Genomic DNA, 20826 nt, shown 5'->3' on the forward strand with positions numbered 1-20826 from the left:
ATGCAAGGGTGATGCAAGGGTTTTAAGAGATTCTAGCAGATTTAAGTGCATTTGGGAAGCTCTCAATCAAGCTAAAAGCCCTTTCCTGTAAGGTTTTTAGATTTATTCAGCAAACCCTAGCTAGGGTCTGCTGAAAAAGTTTGTTGGTGGGGGCAGGGTGTGGGGTGTGGGGTGTGGGGTGTAGGGTTTTACCGATTTTGAGGTAGTCAGTTACCTAATTTTCAGGGAAAAAGTCCCAGAATTTTACCCCCGATCACTCCAATGGTCAGCACTTTTTGAGGGGAAAAAAGTCTAAAAGCCTTATCCAACAAGGTTTTTAGATTTATTCAGCCAGCCCTGGCTAGGAAAAGCCCTTAGGTTGAGATATTTTCTGTCAGCAGGATATTTATACCGTGTTAACCGCAATTTTAGTTAAATTGGCTAAATATACTCGGAAATATCTTCTTGACAATCATCGGCTAAGTATGATAAAGCCCGGAAGCGTAAACCGACTAATTGCTCGTAGAGAGGATTTAACTTGCACAGGGGCGGAATATGGACTAATTTATGACCAAACAGCACGATATCGCGTTCAAAAGGACATTGAGGCGGCACCATTTTGCAGATAAACCGGGCCAAACGCGGATCGTGCATTTCTACCCCATCTAACCAATCTTTGAGGGGATGCAGCAGATCCGGGTGGGGATGTTCGGCACTGATAAACTCGGATTTATTCGCTTCCGTGGTAATTTCGGGAATTTCACAGATAGTATGTTCTAAAGCTGACAGGGCCTCGATTTCTAACCCGAAAGCATCCCGATAACTACGCAGTAATTGCGCTTCTGCGGGGGAATAAATGCCATCGGCGATCGCTACCATCACCGCCGTGCGGAGGAAGTTTTCTGATATTTTGGGTTCATGACCAAAACTTGCGGCCAATTCTTCGGGACTAATCGATTGATAGAGAACGTGGTCGTCATCTAATTCTAATTCGTGAGCGAAACGGGCGATCGATTCCTGTTCGCTGGTGCTATAATCCCCATCACACCAGGCAATTGTCAGTAATCCCCGTAACCAGTCCCTAACTTGTTCGTTAGTGTAGCGGTATTGAACAGAGCTAACCATAGGTATTGCTAAAACTGATTTCTAGTTTCTCAATTCAATTCTACCCATCGCTCCCGGATTCTAGTGGCTCCTGTTCATATCATGTAACCATTGCAACTATCCTTAGGGTCAGCTAGGAATTTTTTGGTTTTCAGGCGGCATAATCGGGCAATTTTCGCCCCTAGGAGCAGGGGTAAGGGTTGGTGCTTCTTGTCCCTTCCCCAACCGCGTCAGTCCTGCTGAAAAGGTGGATTCCTGCGATTAACGGCCAATCCCGAGGTAACGGAAACCAGCTGCTGTCACCACCGCAGGATCGAGGAAATTGCGACCATCAATTAACACGGGTTCGCGCATGGTTTTAACCATTTTGCCGTAGTCGAGACGGAGGAATTCTTGCCATTCCGTCACCACCACCAAAGCGTCACAACCATCGGCCAATCTTTCTGGATCCGATTCGATAATCACACCGCTTAAACCGTGACTTAAACCACTTTGGGAAACGATCGGATCATAGGCTTTTACCTTAGCACCTAAACGATTTAACTGTTCGATCATGGTTAAAGCTGGGGCATCGCGCATATCATCGGTATCGGGTTTAAAAGTTAATCCCAACAAACCGACGGTTTTACCCTTGAGGATTTTTAATTCCTGTTGCAGTTTTTCGATCGCAATTGTCCGTTGACGTTTGTTAACATTGATAGCGGCGTTAAGTAATTCCGTTTCGTAACCGTAGTCTTCCGCGGTATGTACCAAAGCCGACACATCTTTGGGGAAACAGGAACCCCCCCAACCGATCCCGGCCGAGAGGAACTTGCTGCCGATACGGGAATCTAAACCGATACCTTTAGCCACTTGGGTGACATCGGCCCCCACGCGATCACAGATATTAGCTACTTCGTTAATAAAGCTAATTTTGGTGGCTAGGAAGGCATTAGCGGCGTATTTAATCATTTCCGCCGAACTGAGATCCGTAACCACCACGGGAACGGGAGGCAAGGAGGGATCGTCAGCGAATTGGCGTTTAACCAAAGGAGCGTACAATTCCTTCATCATTTCAATGGCTTTCGGGTTATTACTGCCTAAAACAATGCGATCGGGGTTAAAAGTATCATAAACTGCCGAACCTTCCCGTAAAAATTCGGGATTGCTGACCACATCGAATTCCGCTTCGATGCGTTCTAGTGTACTAATACCGCCAACCGCAGCCACGAGATTTTTTTGTCTCTCGGCCACTCCATCGAGGACGATCATCCGTACCCAATCCCCAGAACCGATGGGAACGGTCGATTTATTGACGATTACTTTATAACCACCGTTGAGATGGGCCCCAATACCCCGGGCCACCGCTTCCACATAACGAGTGTCACTTTCTCCCGTGGGTAGTGCTGGAGTACCAACAGCGATAAAGAGGATTTCACCGTGTTTAACTCCCGCTTCTAGGTCCGTGGAAAATTCCAGATTGCCGGAGGCTGCCGAAGACTGCATTAATTCTGATAACCCCGGTTCATAGATGGGGGATTGTCCCGATTTCATCAATTTGACTTTTTCTTCATTGTTGTCAATACAGATAACATGATGGCCGATATGTGCTAGGCACACCCCGGTGACTAAACCCACATAACCCGTTCCGATAACACAAACACGCATGATAATTACTCCAGTGACAATTAAGTTAAATTTATTGATTAGGGATTAGCTGAGACGAGAACGGAAATCCTCGATCGTCATTTTTAAACCCTGACTTAGAGGAATAGTTGGACTCCAATCCAGATAAGTTTGAGCACGAGTGATATCCGGTTGTCGTTGCTTGGGATCATCTTCCGGCAGTGGTTGATAGACCAATTCGGCCTCGGGATTAATCATGCCTTGGATCACTTGTGCTAATTCCAGAATTGTGTATTCATCGGGATTACCTAAATTAACCGGCCCGATAAAGTCCCCATTCATCAAACGCATTAACCCTTCCACCAAGTCAGAAACATAGCAAAAACTGCGGGTTTGGGAACCTTGACCATAAACCGTCAGGGGTTCACCGCGCAAAGCTTGTACGACGAAATTACTCACCACTCGACCATCGTTTTCCAGCATTCGCGGGCCGTAGGTGTTGAAAATCCGGGCCACCCGGATATCGACTTTATGCTCCCGATAATACTCAAAAGCTAGGGTTTCCGCCACCCGTTTACCCTCGTCATAACAGGAACGCGGTCCAATGCAGTTGACATTACCTCGATATTCTTCCGTTTGGGGATGCACATCAGGATCGCCATAGACTTCTGAGGTAGAAGCGAGCAAAAATCGCGCTTTTACCCTTTTAGCTAGGCCCAGCATATACATGGTCCCTAAAACATTGGTTTTAATCGTTTTGACGGGGTTATATTGATAGTGGATCGGGGAAGCAGGACAGGCCAGGTGATAAATCTGATCGACTTCTAAACGGATCGGCTCGGTGATATCGTGACGAATTAGCTCAAAATAAGGATTTCCTAGCCATTTAACGATATTTCGGCGCACCCCCGTGTAGAAGTTATCCAGACAGATCACTTCATGACCCTGTTCCATCAAGCGATCGATTAGATGGGAACCAATAAAACCCGCACCACCCGTAACTAGGATTCTCATGTAATCGCAAAGCACACATATAAAATTATTCTTAAAATACCCTTACGCTGGCTTTTTGGCAAATATTTTTTTGACGAGGTGTTATCAGCGATCGCCGATGCCAGGCTAATGGCTGGGTAATCCTTAAAAAATGTAACAATTTTCGTAGTCATCCCTACAGAGTTCTATATCGTCCAATCTTGTAGGCGTAAATTAGGGATTTGAGAGAAATCACGATAATTGCGTGTTACTAAAATACTGTTTTCTGATAAACTAATCGCTGCAATTCTTAAATCTTGTGTTCCTATACGAATTTTTTGCTCCCGTAATTCTCTGAAATGATAATGAGCTTCTAAAGTATAGTTCAAAATTTTAAATTTGCTCAGATAATTAACTATATCTCTCAAACCTTGATAGCCTTTGATTAACTTTTCATATTGATTGCTTTGAGAGTATTTTCTGATCACGCTGAACCATCCTCTTACTTGTTCTTCTAAAGTAATAATTGTTATAGCCGTATCATCAGGATCGATAGACGCTACTCTCCGAACTAAGTTCGGATGTAGTTTTTGCAGTAGGGTTATATGATCGGTATCTAATATATATTGAGTCACGGTGTTTCAACTTGTTGACTGTCTTCTTGGTCAACTTTTTGACGATAGGTTTCTATACTCTCTATGACTTCATCTAAGAGGGGATTATAGGTTAGTGTAACTGGTATATTGAGCAGTGGATGCTCTTGTTGTTGTTTTTTCTGCGCTAATTTTTCAAATAATTGGTTTTGTTCTTCTAAAGAAAGTTGATCGATAGATTCTATAATCTGGCTAAGAGAAAGATGAGGAGTCATAAATTACAAGCCTTTTTGACTAGATATTGATGCTAGTGTAGCATAATTCCCTTCGCTAACAGCTTTAAAACAGATCCTACAGTAATCCGCATTTTTCTGATAGTTCCCTAGTGGTACAAACAGGATGCCTGTAAATGACATTGATGCAATTGGTAAGCTGTTCGTAATTTAAATTGCTTGTTGAGACGAGGCAAGAGGCAAGAGGCAACAGTAAAGGGATTGAGGGAGATTCGGCTAATCTTAAGAATAAGCACTTTAAATGCGTCTTAGCTTAGCACAGGCATCCGCCGCCTGTAAAGAGATAGAAAGATTTAAGGTTAGAACAAGGCCAGCATCTGTTATAGTCTAATACAGAAGAAACTCCCTTGTCAAATTTAGGCAAATTCGGGCAAAATAGGGGATGTAAATTTTATACACTATTTAGTATTATTTTGATAGGACTAAAGAGGCTAGATTATGACCAGTGCCGAGCAAAATAAGCTATTTATCCTGATCGATGGGCATTCTTTGGCTTTTCGTGCCTATTATGCCTTTGCTAAGTCTCGTTCGGGACCTCTGCGTACTTCTACTGGCATTCCCACCAGTGTTTGTTTTGGGTTTTTAAATTCTCTGCTGCAGTTACTAGAAACTCAAAAACCCAGTTATTTAGCAGTGGCTTTTGATTTAGCAGCTCCTTCTTTTCGCCATGAAGCTGATGTCAATTATAAGGCTAATCGGCAAGAGACTCCCGAAGAATTTCGCCCCGATTTAACTAATCTGCAAAGTCTCTTGGCAGCGATGAATATTCCTATTGTGACTTCTCCGGGTTATGAAGCAGATGATGTTTTAGGAACTTTGGCAAAACAGGCCGGCGATAATGGTTATACAGTCAAGATTTTAACAGGCGATCGAGATTTGTTCCAATTGGTAGATGAGGAGAAAAAAACCACGGTTCTCTATCTGGATATTAATGCGGTCAAAAGTACATCGGGACAGGGTTATACAGAATTTAATTCCCAAGCTGTCACGGAAAAGTTAGGGGTGACACCAAAACAGGTAGTAGATTTTAAAGCTCTTTGCGGTGATAAGTCTGATAATATACCCGGGGTGCGCGGAATTGGCGAAAAAACAGCGATAGATTTATTAAAAAAATACGATAACTTAGACGATATATATACCAATCTGGAATCGATCAAGGGAATGGTAAAAACTAAATTATTAGAGGGAAAAACCGCCGCCGAAAGTTCTCGCTATTTAGCCAAAATTGCCCTTGATGCCCCCGTTAGTATCGAGGAAGAGAAATTTCGTCTCCGAGGTTTTGATCGGCGTTTAGTTCAACCTTTATTGGCAAGATTAGAGTTAAAGAAAATTCTCCAGAAACTCGATCAAATTCAACAGCATCTAGGTGGCACTCCTACCCTAGAATTAACTAGCGATGCTGATTCTAATCAATTGTCTCTGTTTGATTTACCCCCTATTTCTTCACCGGTTCTAATTGCTCCGGAAATTATTGATACTATTCCTAAGTTAGATGCTTTACTGGCCAAATTAACAACTTTCACTAATCCACATTTTCCCGTCGCTTGGGATACCGAAACCACGGATTTAAATCCTCGTGTAGCCAAATTAGTCGGCATCGGTTGCTGTTGGGGAAAAGAATTAAATTCTATGGCCTATATTCCTATCGGCCACCAGAGCGGTGATAATTTAAATCTAGAGATAGTCCTCGAAAAATTACGCCCAATTTTAGCGGGTGATAATTATCCGAAAGTCTTCCAGAATGCGAAATTTGATATTGATGTTTTTTATCATCAAGGAATTACCGTTAAAGGTCTAGTTTTTGACACTATGGTAGCTAGTTATGTCCTCCATCCCGAACTAACTCATAATCTCGAAGATTTATGTGATCGCTATTTAACTGGTATCACTTCCCTTAGTTATAAAAGTCTCGGTATTCCTGCGGGAAAAACCATCGCTGATTTAGATATTACCACCACTGCTAACTACTGCGGATTAGATGCTTACGCTACCTATTTACTTCGAGAAAAATTACAGGCAGAATTAACTAAAATTCCCCCTTTATATCAATTATTCTCAGAGGTAGAATCTCCCTTAGTGATGGTGCTTTGGCAGATGGAAAATTATGGTATAAAAATTAATATTAACTATCTAAAAAACTTTTCCCAGCAACTAGAAAGAGACCTAGCAGACATAGAAAAAAAAGCTTATGAATCTATCGGAGAAACTTTTAATCTTAGCTCTCCTAAACAGTTAAGTGAAATCCTCTTTGATCGATTGGCACTCAATCGCAAAAAATCCAGAAAAACTAAAACAGGTTACTCCACCGATCAAAGTGTTTTAGAGAAACTACAAGGAGATCATCCCTTAGTTGATTATATCCTTGAACATCGCACCTTATCCAAATTAAAATCCACCTATGTGGATGCTTTACCGAAATTAGCCGAACCAAAAACCGCAAGAGTACATACAGATTTTAATCAAACCATTACCAGCACCGGACGCTTATCATCCTCCAATCCTAACCTACAAAATATCCCTATTCGCAGTGAATTTTCCAGGCGAATTCGTCAAGCTTTTATCCCCGAAGATGGTTACTTATTGGTGTCAGCGGACTACTCACAAATCGAGTTAAGAATTCTGGCTCATCTCAGTCAAGAACCAGTTTTATTAGAAGCGTATCGTAGTAATCAAGATGTTCATAAAGTCACCGCTCAATTGCTCTTTGATAAAAGGGAAATTACGCCAGAAGAACGCAGTTTAGGAAAAACAATTAACTTCGGAGTTATTTATGGCATGGGAGCGCAAAAATTCGCCCGTGAATCGAAATTAACCGTAGAACAGGGCAGAAAATTTATTGAAAAATATCATCAACGTTATGCCCAAGTATTTGAGTATTTAGAGAATAGTAAAAAACAAGCGATCGCTCAGGGATATGTGGAAACAATTTTGGGCAGAAGACGTTATTTTAACTTCGATAATCCCCTCTTAAAAAGACTGCGGGGACTGTCCTTACATGACATCGATTTAGATAGCCTCAAACTCAACAACGAGGAAGCACAATTATTAAGATCGGCCGCTAATGCGCCCATTCAGGGTTCCAGTGCTGATATTATTAAAGTAGCGATGGTAAAATTGGCCGAGGTACTGCAAAATTATCGAGCGAGATTACTGCTGCAAGTCCATGATGAATTAGTCTTGGAAGTACCGAGGGAGGAATGGCCATCCCTAGAGTCAAAAATCAAGACGACTATGGAAGAAGCTGTCTCCTTGACGATCCCTCTCTTGGTAGAAATTAAAGCCGGTGACAATTGGATGGAAACCAAATAAAACTATGATCGAAAACAGACAATTTTTAACCCCAGAAGAATCCGCAGATGTGGACGCTGCCCTCTTAACTTCTCCCGAAAAATTCCTGACTCGTTTAACGATTTCTTCCCTACGCTTACTAAAAATAATCGCCGAAGATACGGGAGTAACCCTAGAACAACTAACCCATAAACAGGTCATTCAATGGCTAGAAAAAGATAGTAAACTGCGTCGGGAACAGGGGATCGAAGCGGCAGTGCTGAAATGGTAAATAAACTCTTAAAAAATCAGCTACCCCTGACAATTTATGCTAGTTTTTAGCTAAGTATCTAAGCACAATTAATTACACATCTAAGCCACTACTCCGTCAGACTTCTGATGTGAGGAAACAGTGAACTGAAAACTCAAATCCGATCCCTAATAGCTGTATCCCGTCTCCCGTCTCGGAGTCTCCTGTCTCGGAGTCTCCTGTCTCGACTAGGAAATTAATTTTGCACGACTACTTATAAGTTACTGGAGTTACAACAATGACAATTACCCTAAAAGTGCCTAGTATTGCCTGTGAAGGTTGCGCTAATACCATTACTAAAGCGATTAACAATCAGCAACCGGCAGCCCAAATATCGGTGGATGTAGCCAATAAAATCGTCACGGTAGAAACCACCGCGTCCCCCGCAGAAATTGCCCAATGGATCAGCGAAGTCGGCCATACTGTTGAATCTGGAGGTGAGGGTTGACATCCTCCCCCGTTAAAAATAGGGTTCTTCGTTACTTGGTATGGTTCGATAGGGGGGCATAAATCGGCTAAATCTTTATCTGGTAAGAGACTTAATTGATTAGTTCGCTCTAGATCAAAAACAATTGACAAAAATCGCTAAATGCCTTTCTATATAAGTGTTCCATCCCTTATAACCCCCGTCCATTGCATAACTATAGCAATTTTCTTTGTTCTATGTTAAGATGTTGCTGTCCCGTTTTTGGGTCTGATTTGTTTTTATTAGTGATCAGACAGTACCTGATAAGCCTTCCTTGGTCAACTCTTAAGGTTGATGGCGAGCATGATGGCCAGGATCACACCGGCGATCAGCATACCTGAGCAGCCTTTCTTTGTCAACTCTTAAGGTTGATGCGTTTCATTTTTGAATTGGCGCAGTTACAACAGTCTGCTACAGAAATAAAACAGATGTTGGATCAAAAAATATTCAAAATAGGAGTCCTGAAAAGAGCCATGTCAAAAAATAAAATTATAGTTTTGAGTGATATTCACATTGGAGACAACAGTCCCACTGTTTGGTATCAAAAAAGCTTTCACGAGCCTTACTTAACAGCAGTCTTAGATCACGTTATCAAAAATGCCAGCTCCATTCAAGAACTAATTCTTTTGGGTGACATATTTGATTTCTGGACTTATCCCCCTGATAAGCGCCCACCAAGCTTTGAGCAAATCATCGAACAGAACCCAAATATTTTAGGTCCGCAGGGAAAGCTAAGTCAAGTTTTAACCGCACTTGAGGGACAAGTTACCTATGTTCGCGGTAATCACGACATGAACGTTACCCAAGAGGACTTAAACAAAATTCAAAATCCTGACTACACAATCAAATTATCGCCCAGCGATATTTACTTCCCTCTGGGAGAGGACAATAAGAAAATTGTTTGTACCCATGGACATCTGTACGCGATGTTCAACGCGCCGGATACTAGTGTCAAGTTCAATCCTTTACCGGTCGGACATTTTGTTAGCCGTGCCGCTGCTTACGAACTCCAGCAGACTCTCCCACCAGGTAAAACTGTTGCTGATTTAACGGGTCAAACTTCTCCTAATGGTATCGACCTAAAAAGCTTGGCGAAAACTATCATGGGAGCACAATCTGGGTTTTCCGTAACCGATCTGCTGCTAAACTATATCACCCAAGCTAGTAAAATGCCGGAAATTCAGCCCATAATACTGCCTGATGGTCAAACGACCACGATAGCTGAAGTCAAGCCACTTTATAGTCAGTTGTGGCAGCAATGGATAAATAACAATGGTGGAGCTCGAGACGGGCTACTAGTAGCTATTAAAGCTGCTCTTGCTGATGCTAAAGACTACTATATGGGGTGGTTTGCGCAAAAACTTGCCCTCGAATGCGGGGCAGATCTAGTAGTCATGGGACATACACACACGCCGATCTCTGGGCTGAAAAAGGGTTTAATTCAATATGTCAACAGCGGATTTGAGTGTCCTTCAAAACCTGATATCGGCAAACAGCATGTTAATTTCATTGAGATTGATACCGATAGCTATCAAGGGGCGATATTCAAAGTCGTTAACCAACAGGGTTCTTATCAGATTGAAGCTGATAGTGCAGAACAGACATCAGTAATAATACCCGGATTGTCTCAAGATTATTCCTGTTATATCACTGTCGAAAATCAAAGCTCTATCTCCCTAATACAGCGGGTAAGTTATGAAGCCAACCAAGGTCATTATATTGTTGCTCCTACCCAATCGATAGGTCCTCGTGAAAAAGGACGGTTCTGGATACAAGATTATCCAGGGATTACCAAGGGTTCAGAGGGGCAGGTGATTTATTTTACAGGAGACCGTGAAATTACGCTTAGATACTCCTGTCCTGTTGGGCTGAGTCCAAATAGCTGTTCAGGAGCTGAATTTTATACTTCTGTTGATGGCATTAATTGGGGAGAACGCAATCAAATAGTCAATAAGGGCTTAGGTCATCCATTTTTTGTGCGGTTTGTTCTGTAATCCAGCCCAGAAATCCGAATTTATTGGCTTGTCCAGTAGATTCAGGGTTACAGAAAGCTCCCGTTCAAGCATCGGCTTAACGGGAGTAGATTACCTTATATGACAGTTGAGGGTGCGGAATGTGGAATAATACTAAATCCGTTGAGTACAGGCTAGTTATGAGGAAAGGCAAAAGGCAAAGGGGAATAAATAATCAGTTTTTAATATAGCAGTTATTGGGACTTAGACAAAAAACAAATCGAGAAAAGCCTCAACTCCAATCCCCGCTTGGGATTTACTTCGAGAAGCCCAAAATCGCTGAAACTCAGATAGATCAAGGAAAATCATCAATCGAGGTTAACCCTTTGTCCCGTAATGGTTTGAGCCTTTTTTGCTGACCGAAAACGCCTAAGTCCCATTATCACACCTGTGTGGCACAGTTAAACCTTTGCTGATTAAGCTTTTCCCCATCAATAATGTACCTCGTGCGAACAGGAAACGCTATAACCAGATTTAGTATAAAAAGTAACGAAGCTCCCCAATTGTTAACAATAGTTACAATTTTGTCCTTAAATGCTCGGCAAGAGTTTTTTTGAGATACACTCCTAATTGAGATAAAACTGTAATGAGAATATCTCATATTCAACATGAATGTCAGACATAACGGAAATACTGGGGATACAAGAGCTATGGAGGAAAACCAGAGGGAACCCTCGCATTTGCGTAGCGGTTTTGGATGGACTGGTTGACAAGTCACATCCCTGTTTTCAAGGAGCGCATCTAAGCCGTCTGCCAACTTTAGTAGATGGCGAAGCAACTTCACAGGGGGATATGTCAAAGCATGGGACTCATGTTAGCAGTATAATTTTTGGCCAACATGGTTCTCCAGTTGAAGGCATTGCTCCTTCGTGCCGTGGGTTGATCGTTCCTGTCTTTGCGGATCGGGGTCAAAGGCTGTCTCAGCTTGATTTGTCCCGGGCTATTGAGCAAGCAGTTAGTTCAGGAGCTCACATTATAAATATAAGTGGAGGTCAACTCACTGATTTTGGGGAAGCGGAAGACTTTTTGCAAAGAGTCACTCAGTTGTGTGAAAAAAACAATATTTTAATCGTTGCAGCAACAGGTAACGATGGATGTCCTTGCTTGCACGTTCCAGCAGCCATTCCTTCTGTTCTAGCAGTGGGGGCAATGGATAACCTAGGCAAGCCAATGGAGTTCAGCAACTGGGGAAAAAACTATCAAACACAAGGCATTCTTGCCCCCGGGGACAATATTTTAGGTGCCAAGCCAGGAGGAGGAGTTGTCAGGTTAAGCGGGACCAGTTTTGCTACCCCTATTGTTTCTGGAGTCGCTGCCCTTCTGTTGAGCCTACAACTTCAGCAAGGAGAAATTCCCGATCCTCACAAGGTTCGAGATGCTATTTTAAACAGTGCCTTGCCCTGCGATCCCAATCAAATAAAAAGCAATTATCATTGCTTGGTTGGGAAAATCAATATATCTGGTGCAATTGAATTACTACAAGGAGGAACAATGTCTGAGCTAAGAGAAACCATCGCACCCGCAGGCTGTGGTTGTGATGTAGTCAACAACATTGAAGCTGATGTTGCTAATACTAACGAGATTGAAGCTAGTGCTAATACTTCAGAAATAAGTCATTCCATCCCTGAGACAGCTTTAGCAGCCTCAGTCATAAGTCCATCTAGCTCACAGAATTCTTTAACATCTAACGTATCTAAAATGTCAAACAAGGGTTCCAATTTTATTACCGCTAGCCAACCGGCTGAAACCATCGGAGAGAACTTAGTTTACGCACTAGGAACTTTGGGATATGATTTTGGCACCGAAGCGCGGCGGGACTCCTTCAAGCAACTCATGCCTTGGCAGCAAATCCCCGATTCCATTCCCATTCCTCCCAACCCTTATGATGCCCGCCAGATGGTGGATTATTTGGCTCAAACTCCCTCCGAGGCCAAGTCCTTAATTTGGACATTAAACTTGGACTTAACCCCCATTTATGCCATCGAACCGGTTGGTCCTTTTGCTAACAATGTTTATGGGCTTTTACAGCAACTCTTGAGCGGGGAGGTACAGCCAGAAAACAGCGATGAGTATATTGAACGGGTGAGTATTCCTGGCCGATTGACGGGCAAGACGGTTAAGTTGTTTTCGGGACAGGTTGTTCCTGTGATCCAACCTGAGAATGAGCGGGGAATTTATGGCTGGAAAATAAACTCTATCATCAACGCGGCTCTCGAACAAGTACCTACGGAGCAAAGAGATTCTGTAGTGAGAACTCTCCAAAGTTTCCTCTCACGGATTTATTATGACTTCAGAAATTTAGGAACAACCTCCCAAGACCGAGCCATCAATTTTGCAGCTACTAATCTAATTCAAACTGCTCAGACTGCATCTCAGGCGATAGAGAGCGGGTTTGAACTGGACACCATTACCGTAGAGAAAAGCCCCTTCTGCCGACTAGATAGTGATTGTTGGGATATCAAACTGAAGTTTTTTGACCCAGAAAATAGCCGCCGAGCCAGAAGGGTGTTCCGATACACAATTGATGTAAGCGACATCTTCCCGGTTACTTTGGGTGAAGTCAAACAATGGTCTGCACCTTACTAAAATGGCTCTTCGGTCTGCCCTGTGCGAAGTACAGGATGATAAGAAATGAAACTCCTATACGGGAAGACATTGGGCGATTTTTGTCAATTGTCTTCGGGCTAGAGCGAACTAATCAATTAAATCTATTGCTAGATAAGGATTTAGTCGATTTATGCCCCCCAATCGAACCATACCAAGTAACGAAGAATCAGTTGAAGGTTAAGTTCAAGATGATCCCCATACAAGCAAAACCGGTAAAAAGACCAGATGTTATAGCCCCACATCTGGCGGTCGATGTAGTTCATAATGATGGTTCCCGTATCAGCGATCCAACTTCCATTAATAATCTGGTTGTTATCAGGATACGTTTGCTTCACGGCGCTAACTATAACGATCCTCCTTACTTTCAGTCAAAAAGCTACCAGCAAATCAAGTCTTCTGGGTTGCGTGGCTCTTTGCTGAAGTAAGACGGACAGCAATCGTCTTCTTGAAGCGATAAAGCTAATGTCACGGGTCAATTTGTCAACCGATTAGAAAAACTGGAAGGACCCTTTTATGAGTGATAACTTAGAGTCAAAGGCAAATCCACCCCTTGCCTCTGTTGGTTCAAAGGATGTCAAATTCCTGCTCAAACAAGAATTGGGTGATCAAACCCGACAAAACAAACTAAAGCGAAAAACGATAGAAACAGAGGAGTGGCGTCAAGGACGCATTTGGAATTGATTTTTTTACTCTGGAAAATGAATCAAATGAAAAAGAAAACTTTATTGCCTCAACTAACTGAGTCAATTAAACGCCCATCTATAAATGTCCCTTCTTCGCCAATGCCGGAACTGGGTGGGGTTGAGACAGCGATATATATTCCTGGATTAGGAGGTGTGCTGCAGGGCATCCCTTTTGCCTCAGATGATGCCCTATAATCTTAATTCAGTAATTTAAGTCTCAAATCTTAACCAAAAGAGGGGTTTAAGGACTCATAAAATTGAGTACAATCCCGTGGTGAAAGTAGAGCGATTTCGAGAAATACTTTCTATTTCTAAGCTGAATAAATCAGTTTAGTTTACTGTGAAGTAAAGTACAGAAACTTATTTTTTGCAGTGCTGTTGATTGGTTTTAAGTAATATAAAGTAAGTTGACATATCTAGCATTTGTGATGTATATTTCAGCTAGAAAAGCTTAGGCTAATCTTCAGTTCGTAACCTACCAAGAACTAGGAAAAAAAACAATGAAAAATCCGACTTTGCTTCCTAAATTAACAGCTCCAGTTGAACGCCCCGCGGTGACCTCTTCCGATTTAAAACAGGCTTCCTCTGTGGATGCCGCTTGGCTGAATGGCGATAACAACTGGTCAACTCCCTTTGCTGGGGTCAATGCCGCTTGGCTGAATGGCGATAACAACTGGTCAACTCCCTTTGCTGGGGTCAATGCCGCTTGGCTGAATGGCGATAACAACTGGTCAACTCCCTTTGCCGCCGATGGAGCTGAGTAAAACTCACTAGCAAACAGAAGAATAAGAGAGGAGATGAGAGTAGAAGTGATGAAGATAAGTTTATTGACTCACCCATTTTTCATTTCACCTCTCTTATCGAAAATTTGGGTTAAAAACCCCGCCTCTTTTAGGGGGGCTTTCTGTTAAAGTCTCACTGGTCTAAAAAACCTGCCCTATCTATCATAGATACTCCGAAATAGATACATAGCGTTTCCTAAGCTAGTGAGGTACACCTATTTTTCTTCCCTTTTGCCTCTTGCCTTTTGCCTAAAACCCATAACTTTTGTACCTCAGCAGACTGAAAAACGCTATATTAGGTTGAAATTCTGGCAACGGGTTGACCCTTCAGCTTCGCTCAGGGTAAACCCTGAGCTACGTCGAGGGGTTAACGTCGATCAGCGTCGAGACGTTGACGATGAGTAAGGGGAAGCTGACGGCCGCTGGGAACTCCAGGCTAGAGGCGAAACATATCTTGTGTCGGTATGTATAAACCCAAATTAAATTAGTCGCCGGAGGGCATTCGGAGACTTTAAATTGACGTGGAGAAAGTGTCAGACTTAAGCAATTAAGCGTTTTTTGGTGAAGCGTCAACCATTCGGCGACTACTCTAAAAAGGTAGCGTGGTGAGAAATCACCCTCGGTTTACGGCGGTGAGCATGTCAAGTAGGTTTGTCATAGAGGTCAAGGTAGTTTTCTGTCAAGTAAATAGTCAAGACTATTCGGAGCAAGAACTTAAAAAGCAATGATTAACTACGCTAATGCCCAGTTGCATAAGAGCAAAAATCTAATGTATATGAAGGCGCATGAAAATATCTTTGAAATCGAAGCTCTTTATCCTTTAGAACTTTTCGAGAGATTTATGCAGTCACAAACTGATTGTTCGATTGACTGTGCTTGTAAAATTGATGGGGATGAGCTTTATCCTGCTCGTTTCAGCTTGGCATTGTATAATAACCAATACGCTGAAAAGCAAATTAGGGAAACGATTGATTTCTTTCATCAAGTGGAAGGTCGGACTGAGGTGAAGCTCAACTATCAGCAACTCCAGCATTTTTTAGGAGCTGACTTTGACTTTAGTAAAGTAATCAGAAATTTGGTGGGAGTAGATGCGCGCAGGGAATTAGCTGATTCGCGCGTGAAGCTCTATATTTGGATGAATGACTACCCCGAAAAGATGGCAACAGCTATGGCTTGGTGCGACGACAAGAAAGAGCTGTCAACATTGATCGTCAATCAAGAATTTTTGGTAGGTTTTGATTTTTATTTTGATGGTCGTACTGCTATCGAGCTTTATATTTCTTTATCATCAGAGGAATTTCAGCAAACACAAGTTTGGGAAAGGTTAGCCAAAGTTGTCTGTGCACCTGCTTTGCGTCTAGTCAATGATTGTCAAGCTATCCAGATTGGTGTGAGCAGGGCTAATGATAGCAAAATTATGTATTATCATACCCTCAACCCTAACAGCTTTATTGATAACTTGGGCAATGAAATGGCAAGCAGGGTTCATGCTTATTACCGGCATCAACCGGTGAGAAGTCTAGTAGTGTGCATCCCCGAACAGGAATTAACAGCTAGGTCAATTCAAAGATTAAATATGTATTACTGTATGAACTGATTATCTGGATAAGCCAAGCCAATTCTCTAACTTATGAACAGAATTTTGATATATTGCTCAACTTTTTTGAAGATTTGTGAAAAACTATGCCGGATATAATTGATATACCTGGAATTACCGAACTATGGACTCGCACTCTAGGCAGTCCTCAAATTACCGTTGCCGTACTTGACGGTCCCGCCGACCTTGATCGCGCCTGTTTTCAGAAAGCCAATATCGCTCAAATTAAACCTTATTGGCAAGAAATGCTGGAAGTACCCCAAGAATATATTGACCTCTATATAGATTTAGAAAACAGAGAAGAAGATAGTGAGGAAAAAGCAGCCAAAATGGAATCTGCCATACCTGCTCCCTTTGGCGACTATCTCAATTTTGTCTCCCACGCCACCCATATTGCCAGTACCATCTTTGGCCAGCATGATTCACCGGTTAAGGGACTGGCACCTAACTGTCGCGGGATCAACATCCCCCTTGGCTACGACTTCGACAACTTTAGCTCTCCGCTCAACCTCTCTCGCGCTATCAACCTAGCCCTCAATGCGGGGGCAAATATCATCCATATTGCTGTCTGCATTCCCACCCAAACTGGCGTAGCCCATGACCTGCTAGAACGAGCTGTGCGTCAGTGCCAAGATAACAACATCCTGCTCGTTGCCCCCGGAGGCAACAATGAAGGGGAATGTTGGTGTATTCCAGCAGTACTGCCCCACGTTCTCACAGTTGGAGCGATGAAAGACAACGGACAGCCCTTCAAGTTTAGTAACTGGGGAGGGGAATATCAAAACCAAGGGGTGCTAGCCCCAGGGGAAAATATACTAGGAGCGCAGCCATGGTCAGATAAACCGCTCCGCAAGAAGGGGACCAGTTGTGCTGCTCCCATTGTGACCGGAGTTGCCGCTTTGCTCATGAGCCTACAGCTACAACAAGGTCAAGAGCCTGATGCCGAAGCTGTCCGCGCTGCTATTTTAAACAGTGCTATCCCTTGCGATCCGGAAGAGGTTGAAGAAGTTGAACGCTGTTTGCTAGGCCGATTAAACGTTCCCAGTGCAATCAATTTAGTGGACAAAAAGCCTTTGCTCATCGTGGCATCCAGTGGTTTTGAGACCGCCTGGAAAATCGAAGCAATGGCAGTCACAGACTCAATTGCTCAACCAGACCCGATCTCATCAATTTTAGAAGATTCTGTCATGCCCACCGATAGCTCACCTGCCATTACCCCTAGCCAGACTGCTGATAGTATCACTCCTAGTGCTAGAACCAACTTGGTTTATGCTTTAGGAACTTTGGGATATGACTTTGGTACTGAAGCGCGGCGAGACTCCTTCAAACAACTAATGCCCCGACAATCAATCCCTGGCTATCCAGCAGGAACCCCGCCCGTTCTCGCTAACCCTTATGATGCCCGTCAGATGGCGGATTATTTGGCTCAAAATCCATCTGAGGCTAAATCTTTAATTTGGACGTTAAACATGGAGTTAACCCCCATTTATGCCATTGAACCGGTCGGACCTTTTGCCTATGCTGTGTATGAGCTTTTGCAAGGACTTTTACAGGGTGAGGTGCAGCCGGAAAACAGCAGTGAATATATTGATCGGGTGAGCATCCCCGCCCGATTAACGGGTAAGACGGTTAAGTTGTTATCGGGACAGGAAGTTCCCGTAATTCGACCTGATGGAGAACGGGGAATTTATGGCTGGAAAGTTAACAGCTTGATCGATGCCGCTCTAGAAGCAGTACCAGTAAACGAACAACCACAACTAGCGGCAGTCCTCTCTAACTTCCTTAACCGTATCTATTACGACTTCAGCAATTTGGGACAGACTGCCAGTGATCGCGCCCTCAACTTTGCCGCTACCAATATTGTTCAATCGGTCTCGGTCTTTTCAGAATCGATTCTCCTGGGGATGGAACTGGACAGCATTACAGTAGAGAAAAGTCCCTACTGCCGGCTCAATAGTGATTGTTGGGATGTAGCATTAAAGTTCTTTGATCCAGAAAATAATGATAGGGCAAGGAAAGTGTACCGCTATACCCTTGATGTATCTGACATCTTCCCTGTTACTTTGGGGGGCGAAGCGAAAACTTGGTGGGATTCTCCCAACTAATTAGAAAATTGCAGGCGGGATAGCTCAAGATAAGGCGGGTAAGAATGCTTAATTACTTCGATATACTACTTCCCTCTCTCCTAGAAAGGACACTAGACTGGATTACTCAACATATTGACTACTTTAGCCTGCCCAACCATAAGTCGAGCGATAGGGAAGTCAAAGCTACTATTGAACATAAAGCTTTTGGCGAGCTGGCCATAGCTTGTCTGGTGATGAATCGCTACCCACAAGTTCGACAACGCCAGGAATTTAAAGTTTTAATTGGACATATTGTAGAAGAACTAGAGAAAAGTAACTTTACTTTTAACATGACGCGTAGGTTTGGCCTGTTTGAATTCTATTTATCTATATACTCATGCCTAAAAGCTTGCGATCTAAAAACAACTATAGAGGTAGAACAATTAAAAATCCTTCTACAAAAGATGATTGATGAAGATTTCATCGATGCCGTAGAGAGAACTCCTTACAGCCAAATGGAACTCAGCTATTATTTCAAGCTCGGTGGCTTTAAGCATCGCCTTTCTGATTGTAGTAGCATCTACAAATACTCCAGTGCTTTTCACCTTCCATCTCCAATCCATTTGCGTATTACTGATGCTTATAACTTGACACACATTATCTTTTACTTAAGCGATTTTGGACAGCAACCATTAGCCCCAATATTACTAGAGCGATACAATGAAATCTACCAATACATAATACTTATACTGGGATTATATACGAAGAAAAAAGATTGGGATCTAGTGGCCGAGCTGTTAATATGTTGTAATTTTTTGCAATGTGACTACTTTCATCCTTTAATCCAATTAGCAGGGAAAAGCCTTGGTGAGATACAAAATCCTCAAGGTTTTATTCCAGCAAAAAGTAGATTGTCCGAAAAACAAGAAAGCAATTCGGAAGAAGTAAATCTTGAAAAAGATACTTTTAGAAAAAATTATCATCCTACTTTAGTAACATTTTTAGCCTCTATGTTCTATCTCTATGGAGGGAATTATTTATGATGGCATTATCTCCTTTTGATGAAAGTAATAAAATTAATATAGAAGCTTACTTTCATTGGCTTGTTACTCGTATTAATCATCTGCCTGACTCTGATATAAATTCGCTTTTACAAACCTATATAGCGATAGTAATTTGTCACGATATTGAGCCAAAAATTCTCAATGAGTCAATTAAGATAGTTAAAAATCTAACAGCAAAATTAATCCTTTTATCAGAACATCAATTTCGCAGCAGTAATCTCATACTTTTATCGCTTGCTGCTATTTCTACCTACAGATTATTGGGAACTCAGCTTCCAAACATTGTTGACCATGTAAAAAAAGTCATTGATAAATTGCCAGAGAAATCAAGTGATAACTCGCTGAACGAAAGGCCTATTCTTTTTCTCGCTGGCACTTTAAACTTAATACCAAAACCTTCATTTAAGGTGATGAATTACAAGCCAGATTTATTAGCTTTATTAAACGCAGATGATTTAGCAATTCAGAAGAGTATTACTGAATTAGAAAATTTAACTGTTTATGGTATAGTAAGAACTCCAATATATCATGGATTAATTGATGTCTTAGAAGTAATTTTATTTGAATACTTACAAAATTACAATCTTAAAATAGCTCTAAGATTATTTCGTATGCTTAATTATTTGAATGTCTCTACGAAGTATGGCATTCAAAAGTCTTTTGCTTTTATTAACAATCAACAATGTCCTGATGGCTCTTTTGGTTTTTCTGAATTGGAGATAGCAAAGATGGACATTGAATTTCAATTTAATGATTTGAAAAATTGGTTCAAACTACAAAATACTTTTTCCTATTTATGGCTAACTGCCGAGCAAATGAATAGTGATTATAGGCTTTTACGAGATATTGGAAGAGGACCAATTCAAGGTTCTTCGTTATACCAATTCTCCAGAGTCTGACTACAGAAGTTTAATCCCCCTTAAAAAGTAGGGCTGTTTCATTCTCTCATCAGAATCTCAAAAGTAAAAGCGATCGTATCCGCTCAATAAGTAGGGGTAGTAGAGAAAAAAGGTAAGCAAGGGACACGCAATATAATAGAATATGACACATGACGCAAAGACTAGATTCGAGCAAGAAATCAGGAGAAGAGATACTGCAAACCATCGAGCCAAAAGGGATTGCAGACGAATCAATGGGTCGGACAGTAGAAATATTACTGAACTTAATAAGATCGGCTCTTCGTTACTTGTTATGGTTCGATAGGGGGGCATAAATCGACTAAATCCTTATCTGGCAAGAGACTTAATTGATTAGTTCGCTCTAGATAAAAAACAATTGACAAAAATAGCTCAAACCGAAGAGCCATAAGATCTCTTGCAAAAGTAATCAAGATATATCCTTTTGTCGGTAACGAAGTTCGTAATTGTAGATACCAGCAATCAAATTCAATCTCAGACCAAATCGCCGTCTGCGATTTCTGTATCTT

The 20826-nt window shown here is 42.0% G+C and carries 17 protein-coding genes and 1 pseudogene; 12 read left to right on the plus strand and 6 right to left on the minus strand.

The window, feature by feature from the left end; all coding sequences use genetic code 11:
- Nucleotides 1-420 precede the first annotated feature (420 nt).
- From EWV68_RS11970 to EWV68_RS11990, 5 genes are all read right to left on the minus strand, one after another.
- Nucleotides 421-1104, minus strand: coding sequence for a Mo-dependent nitrogenase C-terminal domain-containing protein (locus EWV68_RS11970; protein ID WP_061433285.1), 684 nt, complete (start codon nucleotides 1102-1104; stop codon nucleotides 421-423).
- Nucleotides 1105-1344: 240 nt separating this feature from the next.
- Nucleotides 1345-2730 carry a UDP-glucose dehydrogenase family protein gene (locus EWV68_RS11975; protein ID WP_002797870.1) on the minus strand — a complete coding sequence of 462 codons (1386 nt, stop codon included), beginning with the start codon at nucleotides 2728-2730 and terminating at the stop codon, nucleotides 1345-1347.
- Between the two features lie 45 nt (nucleotides 2731-2775).
- Complete coding sequence (locus EWV68_RS11980; protein ID WP_287169903.1) at nucleotides 2776-3702, minus strand: UDP-glucuronic acid decarboxylase family protein; 927 nt, start codon at nucleotides 3700-3702, stop codon at nucleotides 2776-2778.
- Nucleotides 3703-3866: 164 nt separating this feature from the next.
- A complete protein-coding gene (locus tag EWV68_RS11985; protein ID WP_002781451.1) occupies nucleotides 3867-4295 on the minus strand; it encodes a type II toxin-antitoxin system VapC family toxin in 429 nt (142 codons plus the stop codon).
- A complete protein-coding gene (locus EWV68_RS11990; RefSeq protein ID WP_002746188.1) occupies nucleotides 4292-4528 on the minus strand; it encodes a hypothetical protein in 237 nt (78 codons plus the stop codon). The genes EWV68_RS11985 and EWV68_RS11990 overlap by 4 nt, the downstream gene beginning before the upstream one ends.
- A 456-nt stretch (nucleotides 4529-4984) precedes the next feature.
- Here EWV68_RS11990 and polA point away from each other — a divergent pair, with 456 nt between their 5' ends.
- The 12 genes from polA to EWV68_RS12050 all read left to right on the plus strand — a co-directional run bounded on the left by polA (nucleotide 4985) and on the right by EWV68_RS12050 (nucleotide 20299).
- Complete coding sequence (gene polA / locus EWV68_RS11995; protein ID WP_221275496.1) at nucleotides 4985-7855, plus strand: DNA polymerase I; 2871 nt, start codon at nucleotides 4985-4987, stop codon at nucleotides 7853-7855.
- A gap of 4 nt (nucleotides 7856-7859) precedes the next feature.
- A complete protein-coding gene (locus EWV68_RS12000) occupies nucleotides 7860-8105 on the plus strand; it encodes an NDH complex assembly factor CRR9 (protein ID WP_002794861.1) in 246 nt (81 codons plus the stop codon).
- Nucleotides 8106-8361: 256 nt separating this feature from the next.
- Nucleotides 8362-8571, plus strand: coding sequence for a heavy-metal-associated domain-containing protein (locus EWV68_RS12005; protein ID WP_061432373.1), 210 nt, complete (start codon nucleotides 8362-8364; stop codon nucleotides 8569-8571).
- A gap of 389 nt (nucleotides 8572-8960) precedes the next feature.
- Entirely contained in the window at nucleotides 8961-10583 is a 1623-nt protein-coding gene (locus EWV68_RS12010; RefSeq protein WP_287169904.1) for a metallophosphoesterase, read from the plus strand.
- A gap of 630 nt (nucleotides 10584-11213) precedes the next feature.
- Nucleotides 11214-13187 (plus strand): S8 family peptidase, encoded by a 1974-nt coding sequence (locus tag EWV68_RS12015; protein ID WP_287169906.1) that lies wholly within the window; start codon nucleotides 11214-11216, stop codon nucleotides 13185-13187.
- Between the two features lie 35 nt (nucleotides 13188-13222).
- Nucleotides 13223-13633 carry a cyanobactin biosynthesis system PatB/AcyB/McaB family protein gene (locus EWV68_RS12020; protein ID WP_081106828.1) on the plus strand — a complete coding sequence of 137 codons (411 nt, stop codon included), beginning with the start codon at nucleotides 13223-13225 and terminating at the stop codon, nucleotides 13631-13633.
- A 282-nt stretch (nucleotides 13634-13915) separates the two neighbouring features.
- Complete coding sequence (locus tag EWV68_RS12025) at nucleotides 13916-14086, plus strand: hypothetical protein (RefSeq protein ID WP_155726735.1); 171 nt, start codon at nucleotides 13916-13918, stop codon at nucleotides 14084-14086.
- A 305-nt stretch (nucleotides 14087-14391) separates the two neighbouring features.
- Nucleotides 14392-14655 (plus strand): hypothetical protein, encoded by a 264-nt coding sequence (locus tag EWV68_RS12030; RefSeq protein WP_061432710.1) that lies wholly within the window; start codon nucleotides 14392-14394, stop codon nucleotides 14653-14655.
- A gap of 742 nt (nucleotides 14656-15397) precedes the next feature.
- Complete coding sequence (locus EWV68_RS12035) at nucleotides 15398-16270, plus strand: LynF/TruF/PatF family peptide O-prenyltransferase (RefSeq protein ID WP_061432709.1); 873 nt, start codon at nucleotides 15398-15400, stop codon at nucleotides 16268-16270.
- An 86-nt stretch (nucleotides 16271-16356) separates the two neighbouring features.
- Nucleotides 16357-18375, plus strand: coding sequence for a S8 family peptidase (locus EWV68_RS12040; protein WP_061432708.1), 2019 nt, complete (start codon nucleotides 16357-16359; stop codon nucleotides 18373-18375).
- A gap of 44 nt (nucleotides 18376-18419) precedes the next feature.
- The gene (locus EWV68_RS12045) at nucleotides 18420-19379 is read left to right on the plus strand and encodes a DUF6895 family protein (RefSeq protein ID WP_061432707.1); all 960 of its coding nucleotides are present in this window, start codon (nucleotides 18420-18422) and stop codon (nucleotides 19377-19379) included.
- Complete coding sequence (locus EWV68_RS12050; protein WP_061432706.1) at nucleotides 19376-20299, plus strand: hypothetical protein; 924 nt, start codon at nucleotides 19376-19378, stop codon at nucleotides 20297-20299. The genes EWV68_RS12045 and EWV68_RS12050 overlap by 4 nt, the downstream gene beginning before the upstream one ends.
- A gap of 427 nt (nucleotides 20300-20726) precedes the next feature.
- Here the strand turns inward: EWV68_RS12050 and EWV68_RS12055 are convergent.
- Nucleotides 20727-20826 (minus strand): annotated as a pseudogene (locus EWV68_RS12055) (IS5 family transposase); the annotation flags it as partial.

Origin of the sequence: Microcystis sp. M_QC_C_20170808_M9Col (assembly GCF_007095495.1) — a bacterium.
GTDB classification, from domain to species: Bacteria; Cyanobacteriota; Cyanobacteriia; order Cyanobacteriales; family Microcystaceae; genus Microcystis; species Microcystis aeruginosa.